The 18,674-nt window shown below is 47.2% G+C and carries 20 protein-coding genes and 1 pseudogene; 20 read left to right on the top strand and 1 reads right to left on the bottom strand.

Going from position 1 to position 18,674, the window contains the following annotated elements; genetic code table 11:
• Positions 1 to 17 precede the first annotated feature (17 nt).
• From rimM to codY, 17 genes are all read left to right on the top strand, one after another.
• Positions 18 to 527, top strand: a complete 510-nt coding sequence (rimM, locus tag MKY22_RS10280) for a ribosome maturation factor RimM (protein ID WP_023468740.1) — start codon at positions 18 to 20, stop codon at positions 525 to 527.
• Positions 524 to 1,252, top strand: coding sequence for a tRNA (guanosine(37)-N1)-methyltransferase TrmD (gene trmD / locus MKY22_RS10275; RefSeq protein WP_341088686.1), 729 nt, complete (start codon positions 524 to 526; stop codon positions 1,250 to 1,252). Before rimM ends, trmD begins: the two co-directional genes overlap by 4 nt.
• Before the next feature lie 112 nt (positions 1,253 to 1,364).
• Positions 1,365 to 1,718: a 50S ribosomal protein L19 gene (gene rplS / locus MKY22_RS10270; protein WP_023468738.1), complete on the top strand. Its 354-nt coding sequence runs from the start codon at positions 1,365 to 1,367 to the stop codon at positions 1,716 to 1,718.
• Between the two features lie 104 nt (positions 1,719 to 1,822).
• Positions 1,823 to 2,362, top strand: a complete 540-nt coding sequence (gene lepB / locus MKY22_RS10265) for a signal peptidase I (protein ID WP_034786034.1) — start codon at positions 1,823 to 1,825, stop codon at positions 2,360 to 2,362.
• A 147-nt stretch (positions 2,363 to 2,509) separates the two neighbouring features.
• Positions 2,510 to 3,373 carry a ribosome biogenesis GTPase YlqF gene (gene ylqF, locus MKY22_RS10260; protein ID WP_035396901.1) on the top strand — a complete coding sequence of 288 codons (864 nt, stop codon included), beginning with the start codon at positions 2,510 to 2,512 and terminating at the stop codon, positions 3,371 to 3,373.
• 51 nt (positions 3,374 to 3,424) lie between these two features.
• The gene (locus MKY22_RS10255; protein WP_290778039.1) at positions 3,425 to 4,177 is read left to right on the top strand and encodes a ribonuclease HII; all 753 of its coding nucleotides are present in this window, start codon (positions 3,425 to 3,427) and stop codon (positions 4,175 to 4,177) included.
• Positions 4,178 to 4,189: 12 nt separating this feature from the next.
• Positions 4,190 to 5,056, top strand: a complete 867-nt coding sequence (locus tag MKY22_RS10250; RefSeq protein ID WP_341088682.1) for a flagellar hook-length control protein FliK — start codon at positions 4,190 to 4,192, stop codon at positions 5,054 to 5,056.
• On the top strand, positions 5,053 to 5,313 hold the full coding sequence (locus MKY22_RS10245) for an EscU/YscU/HrcU family type III secretion system export apparatus switch protein (protein WP_035406955.1): 261 nt from the start codon (positions 5,053 to 5,055) through the stop codon (positions 5,311 to 5,313). The genes MKY22_RS10250 and MKY22_RS10245 overlap by 4 nt, the downstream gene beginning before the upstream one ends.
• Positions 5,314 to 5,400: 87 nt before the next feature.
• On the top strand, positions 5,401 to 6,561 hold the full coding sequence (sucC, locus tag MKY22_RS10240; protein ID WP_023468732.1) for an ADP-forming succinate--CoA ligase subunit beta: 1,161 nt from the start codon (positions 5,401 to 5,403) through the stop codon (positions 6,559 to 6,561).
• Positions 6,562 to 6,574: 13 nt separating this feature from the next.
• On the top strand, positions 6,575 to 7,492 hold the full coding sequence (sucD, locus tag MKY22_RS10235) for a succinate--CoA ligase subunit alpha (RefSeq protein ID WP_035406957.1): 918 nt from the start codon (positions 6,575 to 6,577) through the stop codon (positions 7,490 to 7,492).
• A gap of 83 nt (positions 7,493 to 7,575) precedes the next feature.
• The gene (dprA, locus tag MKY22_RS10230; RefSeq protein ID WP_341088680.1) at positions 7,576 to 8,403 is read left to right on the top strand and encodes a DNA-processing protein DprA; all 828 of its coding nucleotides are present in this window, start codon (positions 7,576 to 7,578) and stop codon (positions 8,401 to 8,403) included.
• 47 nt (positions 8,404 to 8,450) lie between these two features.
• On the top strand, positions 8,451 to 10,547 hold the full coding sequence (topA, locus tag MKY22_RS10225; RefSeq protein ID WP_290778027.1) for a type I DNA topoisomerase: 2,097 nt from the start codon (positions 8,451 to 8,453) through the stop codon (positions 10,545 to 10,547).
• Between the two features lie 3 nt (positions 10,548 to 10,550).
• A complete protein-coding gene (trmFO, locus tag MKY22_RS10220) occupies positions 10,551 to 11,855 on the top strand; it encodes an FADH(2)-oxidizing methylenetetrahydrofolate--tRNA-(uracil(54)-C(5))-methyltransferase TrmFO (protein WP_058264804.1) in 1,305 nt (434 codons plus the stop codon).
• 145 nt (positions 11,856 to 12,000) lie between these two features.
• Positions 12,001 to 12,906 carry a tyrosine recombinase XerC gene (locus tag MKY22_RS10215; protein WP_251137861.1) on the top strand — a complete coding sequence of 302 codons (906 nt, stop codon included), beginning with the start codon at positions 12,001 to 12,003 and terminating at the stop codon, positions 12,904 to 12,906.
• A gap of 14 nt (positions 12,907 to 12,920) precedes the next feature.
• A complete protein-coding gene (gene hslV, locus MKY22_RS10210) occupies positions 12,921 to 13,472 on the top strand; it encodes an ATP-dependent protease subunit HslV (protein ID WP_023468727.1) in 552 nt (183 codons plus the stop codon).
• On the top strand, positions 13,465 to 14,838 hold the full coding sequence (gene hslU, locus MKY22_RS10205; RefSeq protein ID WP_035406964.1) for an ATP-dependent protease ATPase subunit HslU: 1,374 nt from the start codon (positions 13,465 to 13,467) through the stop codon (positions 14,836 to 14,838). Before hslV ends, hslU begins: the two co-directional genes overlap by 8 nt.
• Before the next feature lie 16 nt (positions 14,839 to 14,854).
• Positions 14,855 to 15,634 (top strand): GTP-sensing pleiotropic transcriptional regulator CodY, encoded by a 780-nt coding sequence (gene codY, locus MKY22_RS10200; protein WP_023468725.1) that lies wholly within the window; start codon positions 14,855 to 14,857, stop codon positions 15,632 to 15,634.
• 49 nt (positions 15,635 to 15,683) lie between these two features.
• Here codY and MKY22_RS10195 read toward each other — a convergent pair.
• Positions 15,684 to 17,131: pseudogene (locus MKY22_RS10195) on the bottom strand (IS1182 family transposase).
• Positions 17,132 to 17,579: 448 nt separating this feature from the next.
• Here MKY22_RS10195 and flgB point away from each other — a divergent pair.
• The 3 genes from flgB to fliE are packed head-to-tail and all read left to right on the top strand — an operon-like array spanning position 17,580 to position 18,649.
• Complete coding sequence (gene flgB, locus MKY22_RS10190) at positions 17,580 to 17,942, top strand: flagellar basal body rod protein FlgB (RefSeq protein ID WP_341088669.1); 363 nt, start codon at positions 17,580 to 17,582, stop codon at positions 17,940 to 17,942.
• Positions 17,943 to 17,945: 3 nt separating this feature from the next.
• Positions 17,946 to 18,344, top strand: coding sequence for a flagellar basal body rod protein FlgC (flgC, locus tag MKY22_RS10185; protein WP_035406970.1), 399 nt, complete (start codon positions 17,946 to 17,948; stop codon positions 18,342 to 18,344).
• 17 nt (positions 18,345 to 18,361) lie between these two features.
• Positions 18,362 to 18,649: a flagellar hook-basal body complex protein FliE gene (fliE, locus tag MKY22_RS10180; RefSeq protein ID WP_029342077.1), complete on the top strand. Its 288-nt coding sequence runs from the start codon at positions 18,362 to 18,364 to the stop codon at positions 18,647 to 18,649.
• Positions 18,650 to 18,674: the final 25 nt, after the last annotated feature.

The raw sequence follows: 18,674 nt of genomic DNA, 5'->3' as shown, positions 1-18,674 counted from the left end.
GAAAGGAAGTGAAACGAATGGAATGGTTGGAAATTGCGAAAATCGCCAACACGCACGGTCTAAAAGGGGAATTGAAGTTACTCGCAAGCACGGATTTTCCGGAAGAACGCTTTAAGGTCGGAAAAGAAGTCTTTCTCGGCTCTGAAGGCACGTATACACCGGTAACGATCAGTGGCTACCGAAAGCATAAACAATTCATCATGGTGACGTTCAAAGGGATGCATCATATCAATGACGTCGAGAAGTACAAAGGATTGAAACTCTATGTCCATGCAGAAGACTTACAGGACTTAGACGAGCATGAATTTTACTATCATGAGATCATCGGTTGTACGGTTTATGACGGTGAGACGAAAATCGGAGTCGTATCCGACATTCTCGAAACAGGCGCAAATGACGTCTGGACGATCAAACGCGACGGGAAAAAAGATGTCCTGATTCCGTATATCGAGCAAGTCGTCGCTTCCGTCGACGTCGAACAGAAACGCATTCAGATCACGCCGCTTCCGGGACTGATCGAGGAATGAACATCCGTGTATTGACGCTGTTTCCAGAGATGTTTTCAGCGCTTGATCATTCGATCGTCAAGCGAGCGCAAGACGATCAACACGTCATACTCGAAATAATCAATTTTCGAGACTTTTCAACGAATCGACATGGTAAGGTCGATGATTATCCGTATGGCGGAGGAGCCGGCATGCTGTTGACACCTCAACCCGTCTTCGATGCGATGGCAAGTCTACCGGAACGAAAACGACGAATCATCGTCATGACACCGACCGGTAAACGGTTTTCGCAACGAATGGCGGAAGAATGGGCAAACGAAGAAGAACTTGTCTTCTTATGTGGTCACTATGAGGGATTTGATCAGCGAATCCATGATCAGTTGGTGACGGATGAGGTCTCGCTCGGAGACTTCGTCTTGACGGGAGGAGAACTCGCTGCGATGACGATGATCGACGCAGTCGTCCGCCTCTTACCGGACGTCCTCGGTGCTTCTGCGAGTCACGAAGATGATTCCTTCTCGACGGGACTTCTCGAATACCCGCACTATACACGTCCGGCAGAATATAAAGGGTATCGAGTACCCGATGTCTTGTTATCAGGCAACCATGCTCGGATTGAAAAATGGCGACGGGAACAGTCGCTGAAGCGGACATATGAGCGGCGCCCTGATCTTCTCGTGGATGCATCGTTAACGGATGAAGATCAACGTTATTTAGACTCGATTTCAGGATTGTCAAACGACTGAATCTATGATAAGTTAAAATATGTGGCAAAAGCCACCCATTAACGATGTTCCGCTGTCGGATGCTTGAAGCAAATGAAGATAAGAACATTGGTGAAAAAAGGAGAAATCATTCATGAACACACAACAATTGTTCCGTGAACTTACACAAGAACAAATCAAGTCAGACGTCCCTGCGTTCCGTCCTGGGGATACAGTCCGTGTACACGTTAAAGTCGTCGAGGGTACGCGTGAGCGTATTCAGCTCTTCGAAGGCGTAGTCATCAAACGTCACGGTGGCGGCATCAGTGAAACATTCACAGTCCGTAAAATTTCTTACGGAGTTGGCGTTGAGCGTGCTTTCCCGCTCCACTCACCACGTGTTGCACAAATCGAAGTCGTTCGCTACGGTAAAGTCCGTCGTGCGAAACTTTACTACCTCCGTAACCTTCGTGGTAAAGCGGCGCGTATTAAAGAAATTCGTCGTTAATCATGTGAAAAAGTGGCTTGTCTCCGGACAAGCTTCTTTTTTTTGCAGTTTATGCGTATACTAGTCCTTAGGAAGAAATTGCGTTAATCAAGGGAGTGGAATTCGTGAAGGAGTTATTCAGTTGGGTAAAGGCGCTCGTCGTAGCGCTCGTCATCGCGTTCATCATTCGAACGTTCCTGTTCGTACCTGTCATCGTTGATGGGGAATCGATGATGCCGACCTTACACAATGCGGATCGAATGATCGTCAATAAGGTCCCGTACTATTTTAATGAACCAGAAAGAGGCGATATCGTTGTCTTCCATGCAACGGAAACGCGTGACTACATCAAACGGGTCATCGCTGTTCCGGGAGATACGATGTATTACAAAGACGATACGTTGTATGTCAACGATAAGAAAGTCGCCGAACCGTATCTGAAAGAATACAAAGCCCAGATGAGTGGTGTGCCATTGACAGAAGACTTCACGCTTGAAGAGCGAACAGGAGAGACGACTGTTCCAAAAGGGAAAGTATTCGTCATGGGAGACAATCGTCAAAATTCAAAAGATAGTCGTGATATCGGTTTCGTGGATGAAGAACAAATCGTCGGAACGACGAACTTCGTCTTCTATCCATTCAATGATGTACGCTCTGTCGATTAAAACGAAAGAAGATGAGACGCTTGCCGTTAAAAGTAAGCAGCTCATCTTCTTTTCTTGTCTTAAGTTGCGTATACTAGGGAGTGGATGTTTTTTCATGTATCGTATGATCAGCAAGAAGTCCAGGAATATATGAAAGAGGTGAAGGATATGACGATTCAATGGTTCCCCGGTCACATGGCCAAAGCACGTCGGGAAGTCACAGAAAAATTAAAGTTGATCGATGTGGTGATCGAACTCGTCGATGCACGTCTTCCGATGTCGAGCCGTAACCCGATGGTCGAACAGATTACGGCAGGTAAACCGCGACTGATCGTCCTCAACAAGGCGGATATGGCAGACAAACGAGTGACGGAGCAATGGATGCAGGCATTACGAGCAGATGGTGTCGATGTCGTGGCGGTTGATGCGAAGCACAATAAAGGATTGAATCAAATCCATGAGGGCGCTTTACGACTAATGAAAGAAAAACACGCACGGATGCGGGAGAAGGGTCGGAACCCGAGTGCGATCCGTGCCTTGATCATCGGCATTCCGAACGTCGGGAAATCGACGCTCATCAATCGACTTGCCGGTCGAAATATCGCAATCACGGGTGACCGTCCAGGTGTGACGAAACGCCAGCAGTGGATCAAGATGAAGACAGGTGAGATGGAATTACTCGATACACCAGGTATCCTCTGGCCGAAGTTCGACGATCAAGTCGTCGGGTATCGGTTAGCAGCGACAGGAGCGATCAAGGATGATATCTTAAACATCGACGATATCGCGCTATTTGCCCTTCGTGAGCTAAAGACACGGTATCCGGAGCAATTGCGTGAGCGCTATCGTCTCGACGAAGTATCGGGAGAAGCGGTTGATGTACTCGAAGCAATCGGTAAAAAACGTGGTTTCGTCTCAGGTGGCTATGTCGATTTCGAGCGGACGAGCGAAATGCTCCTGCATGAACTACGAACGGAAAAGTTAGGTCGAGTGACGCTTGAAACGGTCGAAGAGTGGGAAACGCATGCATAACGGACTTGGACATCCTTTGATGTCCAAGTTTTTTTCAAAGGAGCAGGATGTATGAAGATAGCAGAATTAAAAGAACGATTGCAAAAAGCAACACTAGAAGAATTTATTCAGTTAAAGCAGGAACTGGCGTCAGATACGCGAAAAGGGGTGCATACACTGTTTCGTCAGACAGAACGACGATTTGCGCACGAAGAGCAGCAACGGATCGATTTCAAGGAACGACTCGCATTTGAAGACGAGTATCGTCAGCAAGGATACGTTCGAATTGCAGGAGTGGACGAAGTCGGGCGAGGTCCACTAGCTGGTCCGGTCGTCGCAGCAGCTGTCATCTTACCAGACGGATTCTATCATCCAGGACTAACGGATTCAAAACAGATGAGTAAAGTACAGCGGCAAGCGGCACTGAAGCATCTGCAAGAAGTGGCTGAGATTGCAATCGGCATCATCGAACCGGCTGAAATCGACGAAATCAACATCTATCAAGCATCGAAACGGGCGATGCAAGACGCAGTACACCAATTGCAACCGGATGCCTTACTTGTCGATGCGATGACACTCGACGACGATACACCACAACTCTCTCTTATCAAAGGAGATGCGCGAAGTGTCTCGATTGCTGCTGCAAGTGTCGTTGCGAAAGAGACACGAGATGCGATGATGGAACAATACGCAATCGAGTATCCGGGATATGGATTTGAAACACACGCAGGTTACGGAACACCCATACATTTACAAGCGCTCGATACACTGGGCGTCACACCGATTCACCGGAAAACATTCCGTCCTGTCAAAGAACGTCTTTAGGAGGAATCGAGCATGCAAATCGAACATCGTGCCTTACTTCCATTTAAAATCATCGATCATGCGAACCTACCGTTACGGGAAGGCGCAAACATCGTCGGTAAAGTATTGAAGCTGTTGCCCGACGGATTAATGGAACTCCAAGTCGGTCAACGCGTCTTGACGGCAGGAACGACGGCTGAACTAAAAGAAGGGAACATGTATCGCTTCCAAGTCGTTTCAGCAGAGGGACAACCGGTTTTAAAAATCATCTCGACCGAGTCTGTTCCGCAAAAGTCGGCTCTCCCCCAGTTACTCGACTCCTTTTTACAACGCCAGACGGTACCGACTGCGGAAACACGGGAACTCCTAAGGCAAATTGGTCAACCGGTGACGGAAGGAGAAGCGAAGCAGTTAAAACACGCCCTTACCGAACTCGTTCAACTGGCAAAGGGTGACGAGACAGGTCGAACGCTTGATCGAAAGACGAGTGATCAGATTTTAGCGCAACAACTCGTCCAAGCAACGAACGAAACAGGGAAAGGAGTCTATTTATTTCAATTACCTCAATTTGGACCATTCGAAGATGTGGATCTCATGATGGAAGCACCGTTCGAACGGACGTTTGATCCGAATCATGCCCGTGTCGTCTTATATCTTCAATTACCAACGCTCGGTGAGGTCGCTGTCGACGTCTTGATCGCAGACCGAAATGTTTCGATTTCCGTCTTTCATCCAAATGCGCACGTCAATACGTTCATGCAAGCCTACACACCGCAAATCCAGACTCGTCTTGAGGAACAAGGCTATGCATTGACGCGATTCGATTGGGTTGAACAGACCAAAGAGCGCGTACCGCATGATATCTCAACGCGTAACGGAAGGGTGGATCTTCATATATGAAAAAAGCAATAGCTCTATCATACGAAGAACAGATGCATGCCCCAAAAGTCGTTGCTAAGGGATCGGAACACATCGCAGAACGGATTTTAGAAGAGGCATTAAAACATGATATTCCGATCCGGCAGGACGAAACGTTGATGACGTTACTGGATGCTGTTCAAGTATCAGAACAGATCCCAGAAGAACTATACGGTGTCATTGCCGAATTATTCGCCTTTTTATATCGTCTTGATCAAGATGGAATTCTGAAAAAATAAAGCTTTCGGTCGATAACGATAGACAGCGCTTCCAATTTTAACTACAATGAAAGAGCCGAAACTAAAGGGGTTAAGGGGGATTTTTTCATGAATGTACATGAGTATCAGGCAAAAGAATTACTTCGTTCGTACGGGGTACCCGTACCAAACGGAATCGCAGCCTTCACCGTCGAAGAGGCGGTCGATGCATCAGAACAATTGTCAGGCCCGATTAAAGTCGTCAAAGCTCAAATTCACGCGGGGGGACGCGGTAAAGCAGGTGGCGTCAAGCTTGCGAAATCGCAAGAAGAAGTGAAGGAATATGCGACGGAGTTACTCGGCAAAACGCTCGTCACGCACCAAACAGGTCCCGAAGGAAAAGTCGTTCAACGTCTTCTCGTCGAAGAAGGCTGTGCGATTGATAAAGAATACTATCTTGGAATCGTACTTGATCGTGTGACAGGACGTGTCGTCATCATGGGATCAAGCGAAGGTGGTATGGACATCGAAGAGGTGGCGGAAGCGACACCGGAAAAAATCATTAAAGAAGTCGTCGATCCTGCAGTTGGTCTTCAAGGATTCCAAGCGCGTAAACTTGCGTTCGCAATGGGTGTTCCTGTGAAGCTCGTCAACAAGTTCGTCGGTATGGTCACGAAACTTTATAATTTCTTCGTCGACAAGGATTGTTCAATCGCAGAAATTAACCCACTCGTTACGACGAAGGATGGCGAAGTTCTCGCGCTGGACGCGAAGTTGAACTTCGACTCGAACGCATTATATCGTCATGCGGACATCGTGGCGTTACGTGATGAAACAGAAGAAGATCCACGCGAAGTCGAAGCATCGAAGAGTGATTTGAACTACATCGCGCTCGATGGAAATATCGGCTGCCTCGTCAATGGTGCTGGTCTTGCCATGGCAACGATGGATATCATCAAACACTTCAGTGGTGATCCTGCGAACTTCCTTGATGTCGGTGGTGGTGCGACGAAGGAGAAGGTAACAGAAGCCTTCAAACTGATCTTGTCGGATGAGAACGTTAAAGGGATTTTCGTTAACATTTTCGGTGGAATCATGAAATGTGACGTCATCGCAGAAGGTATCGTTGCGGCGACAAAAGAAGTCGGTCTCGAATTGCCGCTCGTCGTTCGTCTTGAAGGGACGAACGTTGATGCAGGAAAACAAATTCTCAAAGATTCAGGTCTAGCGATTACAGCAGCTACATCAATGGCAGACGGCGCAGAAAAAATTGCTGCGCTCGTGAAGTAAGGGGGAGCTAAAGATGAGTATTTGGGTGAACGAATCGACGAAAGTCATTATTCAAGGGATTACAGGTAATCAAGGGATGTTCCATGGTGAACAGATGATCGACTACGGAACAAACCTCGTAGGTGGTGTCACACCAGGAAAAGGCGGTACGGAAGTACTTGGTGGTGTTCCTGTCTTCGATACGGTCGCACAAGCGGTCGACAAAACAGGTGCGAACGCATCGATCATCTACGTACCACCAGCATTCGCAGCGGATGCAATCATGGAAGCAGCAGATGCGAACATCGCGTTGATCATCTGTATCACGGAAGGTATTCCAGTTCTTGATATGGTCAAAGTAAAACGTTACCTCGAAGGAAAACCAGTTCGTCTCATCGGACCGAACTGCCCGGGCGTCATCACTCCAGGTGTCGCGAAACTTGGTATCATGCCAGGATACATCCATACACCAGGTCATGTCGGTATCGTCTCACGTTCTGGGACTTTGACATATGAAGCTGTCCATCAATTAACGACGGCTGGCATCGGTCAATCGACAGCTGTTGGTATCGGGGGCGACCCGGTCAATGGAACGGACTTCATCGATACGCTCAAAGCATTCAATGAAGATCCAGAAACAAAAGCCGTTATCATGTTAGGGGAAATCGGTGGAACAGCTGAAGAAGAAGCAGCTGAGTGGGTCAAAGCGAACATGACGAAACCAGTCATTGGTTTCATCGGTGGTCAAACAGCTCCTGCCGGCAAACGGATGGGTCACGCAGGTGCGATCATATCTGGCGGTAAAGGAACAGCTGCTGAAAAAATCAAGACACTCCGTGCAAACGGAATCGAAGTGGCAGAAACACCAGCTGTCATTGGTGAGACGTTAATCCGTGTCATCAAAGAAGCAGGGATCTATGACGAGTGCGTGACGAACAGCACAGTCAAATAAATCAAAAAAAGAAGCTGTCCTGATCAAATCAGGACGGCTTTCTTCTATATAAATAAGAAGCTTAAATAAGGAGCGCTGATCTCATGAAACGTGAACTGTATGTCCGCTTCGCCATGTGTCAGGTACCGTACACGATCGTCCGATTGATTGAGCAATTCGGAATCGTTCCAAGTCATGAATTACCCGTTTCGACGCGTCTTCGAAAACGGTATGAACAAGCATTACAGCTTGATTGGATCGAAGAGTCGATTCTAGTCAAAGGAGATCCACTGTTTCCGACTGTGTTACTGACGATCCCTCAACCGGTCTATGCCCTCTTTTACCGCGGTGATCCGTCCCGCCTAACACTTCCACGCGTCAGTATCATCGGTAGTCGAACCCCCTCACCGCACCATCTTTCCCGCATGCGTTTCTTGCAACCCTTCTTTCATCCAGATCTCGCCACCGTTTCCGGAGGTGCCTATGGTATCGATGCCCTCGTCCATCGCTTGTCCTTAAAACATCAGCAGACAACGATTGCGGTTCTCGCAGGAGGATTTGATCGTCTATATCCTACTTCCCATGCTTCTCTTTTTGAACGCATCCTCTCGAACGGTCTTCTTCTCTCTGAATATCCACCCGGAACTCCTATTCAAAAATTTCAATTTCTAGAACGGAACCGGATCATTGCTGGATTATCTTCATCATTGATCATCGTCGAAGCGGCGAAACGAAGCGGTACGATGAATACTGCCAGTCATGCGCTTGACCAAGGAAAAGATGTCTATTGTTTGCCGGGTTGTCCCACGGAATCGTTCTTTACCGGAACGAATCAATTGATCGCAGAAGGAGCGATTCCACTCCTTGATCCGGAAGAAGTTTCAAAAAGTATTCGGCTGAACGTTGACAAATGGGAATCGAGACTACTATGATAAGTGAGATTAAAATACGAGTACGCCTCTAATAGGGAGCGATTGCAATGGCAAAATATCTAGTAATCGTCGAGTCACCCGCTAAGGCAAAAACCATTAAACGTTATCTCGGATCCAACTATACCGTGAAAGCGTCGATGGGGCACGTCATTGACTTGCCGAAAAGCCAAATGGGAGTCGACGTCGAACATGACTATGAACCGAAATATATCACGATCCGTGGTAAAGGTCCGGTCTTAAAAGAACTCAAGACAGCTGCGAAAAAAGCACAAAAAATCTATCTCGCAGCCGACCCCGACCGTGAAGGGGAAGCGATCGCATGGCATTTAGCTAAAGCATTAGGCGTTGATGAATCAACGGAGTGCCGCGTCGTCTTCAATGAAATCACGAAAGATGCCATCAAGGATTCGTTCAAGCGACCACGCAAGCTCAACTATGATCTTGTCGATGCGCAGCAAGCCCGTCGTATCTTGGACCGCCTTGTTGGTTACAGCATGAGTCCGTTATTATGGAAGAAGATTAAAAAAGGGTTATCTGCGGGACGCGTTCAATCCGTTGCCGTCAAGATGATCATCGATCGTGAACAAGAAATCAATGCGTTCATGCCTGAAGAATACTGGACGATCAAACTCGAACTCGATGCAAACGGTGAAAAGCTCGAAGCGAACTTCTACGGAGTCGATGGCAAGAAGCGTGAACTTCATTCGCAAGAAGAAGTCGATCAAATCTTGAATCAACTCTCAGAAGACTTTACAGTTGATTCCGTCACGAAAAAAGAGCGGAAACGGAATCCGGCGTTACCGTTTACGACGAGTTCTTTGCAACAGGAAGCAGCACGTAAGCTGAACTTCCGAGCGAAGAAGACGATGATGATCGCACAACAGCTATACGAAGGAATCGAAATTGGAAAAGAAGGTACAGTCGGTTTGATTACGTATATGCGTACCGATTCGACACGGACGTCAGATTCGGCGAACCTCGAAGCACACGGGTTCATTGAGCAGGCGTACGGAAAAGAATACATCGCAAGCGAGAAACGTAAAGAAAAGAAATCAGCGAACTCACAGGATGCGCACGAAGCGGTTCGTCCGACTTCGACAATGCGTGAACCACAACTCGTTAAATCGTATCTATCGCGTGACCAATTCCGTTTATATAAGCTGATCTGGGAACGATTCGTCGCAAGTCAGATGGCGCCAGCAATTCTCGATACCGTCAAAATTGACCTTGTCTCGAACGATGTTATGTTCCGTGCGAACGGATCAACTGTTAAATTCCCAGGCTTCATGAAGGTTTACATCGAAGATACCGATGATGAGGCGGTTTCAGACGTCAAGGAAGGACTACTTCCTCCACTCGATGAAGGGGAAGAGTTGAAAAAATCAGCAATCGAACCGAAACAACACTTTACACAACCACCGCCGCGTTATACGGAAGCACGTCTCGTCCGGGCGATGGAAGAGCTCGGTATCGGTCGTCCGTCGACGTATGCGCCGACGCTCGATACGATTCAAAAACGGGGTTACGTGACGCTTGAAGAGAAGAAATTCTTACCAACGGAACTCGGTGAACTCGTCATCGATATGATCAGCGACTATTTCCAAGAGTTCATCACTGTCCAGTTCACGGCAGACATGGAAGCTTTACTCGATGCGATCGAAAAAGGTGACATGCAGTGGACGGAAGTCGTCGATCCAATCTATAAGTCCTTTGCAAAGCGTCTGACACGAGCAGAAGCAGAAATCGAGAAGATTGAAATCAAAGATGAACCGGCTGGAGAAGATTGTGAAGTCTGTGGTCATCCGATGGTCATCAAGATGGGTCGTTATGGCAAGTTCATGGCGTGCTCGAACTTCCCAGAGTGTCGTAACACTAAACCGATCCAAGTCGAGATCGGTGTGAAGTGTCCGACATGTAGAACGGGCGACATCGTCGAACGTCGTAGTAAAAAAGGACGTTTGTTCTACGGTTGTTCGAACTATCCGGAGTGTGAGTTCGTCTCATGGGATAAACCGGTCGAAGAACCATGTCCGGTATGTAGTAGTATGATGGTACAAAAGAAAATCAAGAACGGTGTGAAAGTAGAATGTACATCTTGTGGACATCATGAAACACGCATCGATCAGGAGCAAGAGGAGGAATAACCGTTGAAACGTGTAACGGTAATCGGCGCGGGACTTGCAGGTTCTGAAGCAGCATGGCAACTTGCAAAACGCGGCGTACAAGTAGATTTATATGAAATGCGGCCTGTCAAACAGACACCCGCGCACCATACAGACCAATTCGCTGAACTCGTCTGTTCGAACTCACTTCGAGCGAACCAGTTAACGAACGCAGTTGGTGTCTTAAAGGAAGAGATGCGTCAGCTCGATTCCTTGATCATGAAAGCAGCAGACTTAGCGAGCGTTCCAGCAGGTGGAGCACTTGCTGTCGATCGGCATGACTTCGCAGGATATGTGACGGAAACGTTGAAAAACCACCCGAACGTTACAGTCCATCATGAAGAAATCGAAGCGATTCCAGATGGTCCGACGATCGTTGCGACGGGTCCGTTGACGAGTGCGGCATTATCGGAATCACTTAAACAATTCACAGGTGAAGATTACCTATACTTCTTCGATGCAGCGGCACCGATTCTCGATGGAGACACGATCGATCGTGAGAAGGTTTACCTGAAATCACGATATGATAAAGGCGAAGCTGCCTACTTGAATTGTCCAATGACGGAAGAAGAATTCCAGCTCTTCTATGATGAGCTGATCAATGCGGAAGTCGTCCCACTGAAGGAATTTGAAAAAGAGATTTATTTCGAGGGCTGTATGCCATTTGAAGTTCTCGCTTCTCGCGGACCGAAAACACTCTTGTTCGGACCAATGAAGCCAGTCGGACTGGAAGATCCGAAGACAGGCAAACGACCATATGCTGTCGTTCAATTGCGTCAGGATAACTCAGCTGGAACATTGTTCAACCTTGTCGGCTTCCAGACACATTTGAAATGGGGCGAACAAAAGCGGATCATTCGCTTGATTCCTGGTCTTGAGAATGCAGAAATCGTCCGTTATGGTGTCATGCACCGTAACACGTTCGTTAACTCACCGAATTTGTTGAAACCAACGTATCAGACACGTACACGTGACGACTTGTTCTTTGCTGGTCAAATGACAGGTGTCGAAGGGTACGTCGAGTCAGCAGCGTCCGGCTTAACAGCAGGAATCAATGCGGCACGTCTCATCAATGAGGCGGAACCGGTTACGTTCCCGCAGGAAACGATGATGGGTGCGATGTCGCACTATATCACGACGACGGAAGGGAAGAACTTCCAGCCAATGAATGCCAACTTCGGATTGGTACCAGCACTCGTCGGTCATCCGGTTCGAATGAAAAAACCTGAGAAGTATGCGCTCTACGCAGAGCGAGCACTTGAAGCAATCAAAGATTTCACGGATATGTGATTTTTGATGGGGAGAAAGGCGTGATTTAGCGCTCTTTCTCCCCATTTCTTAATTTGTCATAAAAGCGTGATAATTTCGTTAATTTTTCGGTTTTTGGTCTATTGTCAGACTACTTGGTCTGTGCTATGCTAAGGGCGATTCGAGAATGAAATGGTCAGAAGGGGGCGCATTCATGGGGATAGACACTGCTTTTGAGCGACTGCTAGAAGATTTTATGCGGTATGTTCATATTGAACGTCAATTATCTCCGAATACAGGTCGCTCTTATGATCAAACACTTCGACAATACGCCGCTTTTTGCCGCGATCATCAGTTACGATCGATTGAATTGGCAAGTGCACGGCGTTATTTGTATGCTCTTTACGATCAGGAGCTAGCGCGGGCAACGATTGCACAAAAAGTTTCCTGCCTCAAACAATTTGGTCGTTTTTTGACACGTGACACCGATGAGCCTAATCCATTCGATGGATTAAAAGCACCAAAACGACAACAAGGACTTCCGACATTCCTCGTCCCAACGGAATATGAACGTTTCCTCGATGCCTTTCGATCGAGTGATACGCTTGGCAACCGGAATGTGGCGTTAGTAGAACTTTTATATGCGACGGGTATGCGGGTCAGCGAGGTCGTTCAACTAGATCTTCGTGATCTCGCTACTGATCACTCCTACGTCCATGTGTATGGAAAAGGTGGGAAGGAACGCATCGCACCAATCGGAACCTTTGCTAAAGATGCATTAGAACTGTACTTACCATCACGAGATCCAATCGCAGGTCATGAGCAAGCGTTGTTCTTGTCTCATTCAGGGCGTCGATTGACGACGGATGCGATTCGGAAAATCATGAAAAAAGGGGAACAACTCGTTGGGAAACATGTGACACCACATGCGCTTCGTCATAGTTTCGCGACAGATTTACTGGAAAGAGGCGCCGATTTGCGAGCGGTCCAGGAGTTACTTGGACACGCATCGCTGTCGACGACTGGTCAGTATACACACGTAACGACGGAACGATTACGACATGTTTATCAACAAGCACATCCTCGTGCCTAAGGGAGGAAACATTGATGTTTCATGCAACGACGATTTTTGCGATTCAACATAACGGACAATCCGCGATGAGCGGAGACGGACAGGTGACTTTCGGAAACCAAGTCATCATGAAGAAAAGTGCGAAAAAAGTACGGCGCCTCTATGGTGGCAAAGTCATTGCCGGATTTGCTGGAAGTGTCGCGGACGCGTTCACACTCTTTGAAAAATTCGAAGCGAAGCTTGAAATGTATAACGGGAACTTACAACGGGCAGCAGTTGAGCTGGCAAAGGAATGGCGAGGCGATAAGATGTTGCGTCAACTAGAAGCACTCTTACTCGTCATGGATGGAACACATCTCTTACTTGTATCCGGAAACGGGGAAGTCATCGAACCGGATGACGGCATTCTCGCAATCGGTTCAGGTGGTAATTATGCGCTTGCAGCAGGTCGCGCTTTAGCTCGACATGCAAGTCATCTCACAGCAGAGGAGATCGCCCGCGCAGCTCTTGAGACGGCTGGTGAACTCTGTGTCTTTACGAACGATCAAATCATCCTAGAAACGATCGGAGGCAATGACCATGCATGAATTGACGCCAAGACAAATCGTCGAGAAGTTGAATGAACATGTCATCGGACAAGCAGATGCTAAACGTGCGGTGGCAATTGCTTTACGTAATCGGTACCGTCGACAGTTACTCGATGCATCGATGCGGGACGAAGTCACACCGAAGAACATTCTGATGATCGGACCGACCGGTGTCGGAAAGACTGAAATTGCGCGACGCCTCGCGAAACTCGTCCGAGCGCCGTTCGTCAAGATTGAAGCAACGAAGTTCACTGAGGTAGGGTACGTCGGTCGTGATGTGGAGTCAATGGTGCGGGATCTCGTGGAAGCGTCTCTGCGTCTTGTCAAAGATGAGAAAAAAGAAGCGCTCAAGGATCGAGCGGAGGCAGTGGCGAACGAACGAATCGTTGATGCATTGTCTGGCAAAAAAGCGTCATCTGGTCTCGGGGGTGGAACGAATCCGTTTGAGATGTTGTTCGGTGGGAACCAAAAGCAGCAAGAGCCAGATACATCGGAAGCGACAGCTGATCGTTCGCTACTCCGTCAGCAATTGCTGACAGGTCAACTCGAAGATCGAATGATCGAGGTCGATGTTGAAGAACGTCAAGTTGATTTATTTTCCGGACAACAAGGCATGGAGGGGCTCGCAAATCTTCAGGATATGCTTGGACAAGTCATGCCGAAGAAAACGAAGAAGCGCCAGCTTACTGTTAAGGAAGCACGTCCGATTTTGACAGCAGAAGAAGCGGAACGATTGCTTGACTTAAATGAAGTTCATGACGAAGCGGTCCGCCGTGCAGAACAAATGGGCATCATTTTCGTTGATGAGATTGATAAGATTGCGACAAAGGGACATGATTCAGCAGGTGTTTCACGAGAAGGTGTTCAACGAGACATCTTACCAATCGTTGAAGGATCGACGATCGTCACGAAATATGGACCAGTAAAGACGGATCATATCTTGTTCATCGCTGCGGGTGCATTCCATATGGCGAAACCGTCTGATCTGATTCCTGAACTCCAAGGTCGTTTCCCGATCCGTGTCGAACTCGACAGTTTGACGGAAGATGACTTTGTTAAAATTTTAACTGAACCGAATCAAGCATTACTCAAACAATATAAAGCATTACTAGGGGCAGAGCACGTTCATGTCACCTTTACAGAAGAAGCCATTCGTGAAATTGCACGGATTGCTGCACAGGTAAACGATGAGACGGATAATATCGGAGCGCGGCGCTTGTATACGATCATGGAGCGCGTACTTGAAGAATTATCCTTCGAAGCAGCAGACATGCCTGAAACGGATGTAACGATCACGCCACAATACGTGACGGATCGTGTTGGAAAAGTAGCAGATGATCGAGACTTAAGTCAGTTCATCTTATAAAGTGGAGGAAGAAAAAATGAATTTATTGGCGAAAACGCGGAAGCTGAATACGATGTTACAACAAGAAGCAAGCACACATGTTGATTTCAAGGTCATGGCTGATCGGCTCAGCGAAGTTATGGAATCGAACACATTCATCGTAAGTCGACGCGGTAAGTTACTAGGTATCGCAATTAAGCAACAAATCGAAAATGACCGGGTCCGTGGTTTCTTGGAAGAACGCCAATTCCCGGAAGATTACACGAAAAAATTATTTAACGTCACGGAAACGACGGCAAACATTGCCATCGATAGCGAACATACGGCATTTCCGGTCGATAACCGTGACACGTTCGAAACGTCGAAAACGACGATCGTACCAATCATCGGTGGTGGAGAACGCCTTGGTACGCTTGTCCTCGGTCGTATGGTGGAAGACTTCAACGAAGAAGACCTCGTGCTTGCGGAGTATGGTGCGACAGTCGTCGGGATGGAGATCCTTCGTGAGAAGGCTCATGAGGCGGAAGATAAAGCACGGAAGAAAGCTGTCGTTCAGATGGCGATCAATTCACTGTCTTATTCGGAACTCGAAGCGATTGAGCATATCTTCGAAGAGCTTGAAGGAAATGAAGGGTTACTCGTCGCTTCAAAGATTGCGGATCGTGTCGGTATTACTCGTTCCGTCATCGTCAATGCGCTTCGTAAGCTCGAAAGTGCAGGAGTCATCGAGTCACGTTCGCTCGGGATGAAGGGAACATACATCAAAATCTTAAACGATAATTTCCTATATGAATTAGAACGAATTAAATCGAACTAAAAAGGGAATTGCTGCTTATAGAGAGAAGACCTAGTTAAGCACTAGGTCTTCAGATTGTAGACAAACCCTCATTTCGTGATCGAAATGAGGGTTTGTTGTATGTATTGATCACCAAAATGTTAAAGACACGTGGATTCCCATAGGAATCCCAAGACCAATTTGCAAGCTTTTTGAGGTTCAGGGCAATGAAAGTAAGCATCGCTTGAAGCGTCGTTTTTTTCACTCCGCGGTAGCGGGTCCAACGCATGCCATGCTTCTCTTTCGCGTCTGCGAAGACACGTTCGATTGTTTCCTGACGTTTTCGATACAACGCTCGATTCACATCTGTATGTCTGAGATGCTCGACTTCGTCCATCGCTTCTTGCCAGAGATGACGGAGGATGACTTTTCTATGGTCACGACTCTTCGTACACTGTGAAAGGAGTAGACATGCCTCGCAAATACGAGGATCAGAGACATACTCCCGGTATCCCTCCTGTGTCGTCGTCCGGTAACGGAGGACTTGGTTGTTCTCACAAAGATAACAGTCATAGTATTCGTCATAAAAGAAGTCCTTCTTCTTTAACATCCCTTTAACATCCCTTTTACCCCTCCGGGGCGTGTATAAGGGAAGACTGCTAGAATATCTTGTTCGCGAAGACGGCGAGCAATCGGAATCGTCTTATAGGCAGCATCGGCAACGACGGCGAATGGTTTCCCGAAGTGTTCCGTGACAGTTTGAAGAAGAGAAGGGAAGACGACACTATCGTGGACATTGCCGGGTGTCACGATCATCCCTAGGACAAAACCATGTCGATCACAGGCGGTATGACACGAATAAGCGAATTGCTTCTCACGTTCCCCCTTCACGTAATAGCCGCTCTCCGGATCTGTCGTACTCTCCTTTATCTGATGTTCTTCAACACTCTTCGTCTTGGGGGTGAAGGGCTTTTTTCCATGGAGGATCCGATCCTCGTTGACTTCTTGATCGAGTTCGTCTTTGTACTGTTGGGCAGCGCGTCGAACGAGCTTCTTCTTGTACTTCCGTTTGTTTGCGTTCGCCTTGATATGGGTGGAGTCGATGAACAGGACCAAAGGGTCCACAAATTCAGCTTCGACCCCCTGGGTGAGCACGCGATAAAAAATACTTTCGAAGACGTCCGTACCCTGAAAGCGACGGACGTAGTTCTTCCCAAACGTAGAGAAATGGGGTACCTTTTCATCCAGCCCAAGACCTAAAAACCAACGGTACGCCACATTAGTCTCAATCTCTTTGATAGTACGTCGCATGGAAGGAATACTGAATACATATTGGAGAAGTGCCATTTTAATTAACAGAACGGGGTCGATGCTTGGTCTACCGGTGTTTTCGCTATACAATTTCTCGACGGCACGGTAGATGAAGTCGACATCGATGACCGCATCAATTTTGCGCACAAGATGGTCCTGCGGGACCAGTTGTTCCAATGTGATGGTGACATGTTCTGATCGATGATGGTGATCTCTCTTACCCATCATTGGAAGTCCTCCTCCTTCTTCGTTTTTACTTTTTTTATACCCAGAAGAAAGAAGGAAGAAGCGTGTTGTTCACTCGAAATCGCTTCCTAGGGAAAAACAAGCAGGAGCGCCCCTGCAACGAAGTGAAGCGACGCGATGCTTGTCCCAGGAAAACGATTCGAGATGAACAAAAAAAGCGCAATCCTTCTCGTTAAGAGAAAAATTACGCTTTGTCTTCAGACTGAAGACCTAGCTAAGCACTAAGTCTTTTTTTGTTTGACTAGGTATTATTTATCATTTTTATAAGAAAAGGGAATAAAAAACAGATTAATAACATCTCATTACCCTATTTTTCAAAAAACTTCTTTTCAAACATTGACCTATTTGTTTCAATTATTTCAGATATGTTACTAACGACTTACTTTTTGTCGTGAATTTAAATATAGTTTCCATGAGTGGAGGAAAGAAGATGAATTGGTTAGGGTCTGACTATAACGTAATGACACAGGCTGTCAATCGAACGGTTATGGCACAGGAAGTCATCGCTAAGAACATCTCGAATGTCGATACGCCTGGGTATAAGGCAAAGCGTGTCACGTTTGGAGATGTGCTCGATTCAGAGATGAAAATGAGTTTAAAGCGACATGCACCAATCGGAACTTCTGGTAGCATCGTCGATCGACCAAATACGATGCGTAACGATGGAAATGGTGTCGATATCGATCTTGAGATGTCTGAATTATCACGCAATCAAATTGAGTACGAGGCGTTGGTCGAACAGTTGAATCGCAAATTCTCTGGCATTCAGTCTGTTATCCGAGGAGGAAAGTAATCGATGAGTATGTTCAACGGATTTCATACGTCTGCGTCTGGGCTTACTGCCCAGCGTTTGCGGCTCGATACAGTCTCGGCAAACATCGCCAATGCTCAAACGACACGTGGTGAGCTCGTCAATGGACAGTGGCAACCGTATGCGAGAAAACTCGCTGTGTTGAAAGAGACCGCCAATGGTGTCACGGTCAGTGAATTGAAGAAGGATCCTGAACCATTCAAATTAGAATATAATCCGACGCATCCAGATGCGGATGAACTCGGGTACGTCAAGATGCCTAATGTCGATCTATTGAAAGAAATGGTCGACATGATGGGCGCGACACGCTCTTACGAAGCGAACGTAACGGCTTTGAACGCGACAAAAGCGATGCTCGTCAAAGCGATGGAGATTGGTAAATAAGTAGAGGAGATGACGGGATGGCAATTCAACCTATTCAAAACATGCAGATGGTACTACCCACGCAGACAGTCGCTAAGACGACACCAAGTGATTTTAGTGAGGTGCTCAGCGAAGCGATGAACGGACTGAATGCAACGCAACACGCCTCATCTCAAGCTCGTGTCGATCTCGCGACAGGGAAGACGACGGATTTACATAACATCATGATTAAAACAGAAGAGGCATCGCTTTCTATGCAACTCGCCCTTGAAGTCCGAAACAAAGGCATCGAAGCATACCAAGAAATGATGCGTATGCAACTGTGACTGTTAAGGAAAGCGTGGGAGATGT

Source organism: Exiguobacterium sp. FSL W8-0210, assembly GCF_038006045.1.
GTDB lineage: Bacteria > Bacillota > Bacilli > Exiguobacteriales > Exiguobacteriaceae > Exiguobacterium_A.
Note: the sequence above shows the minus strand (reverse complement) of the source record. Positions and strands in the feature narration are given on the sequence as shown.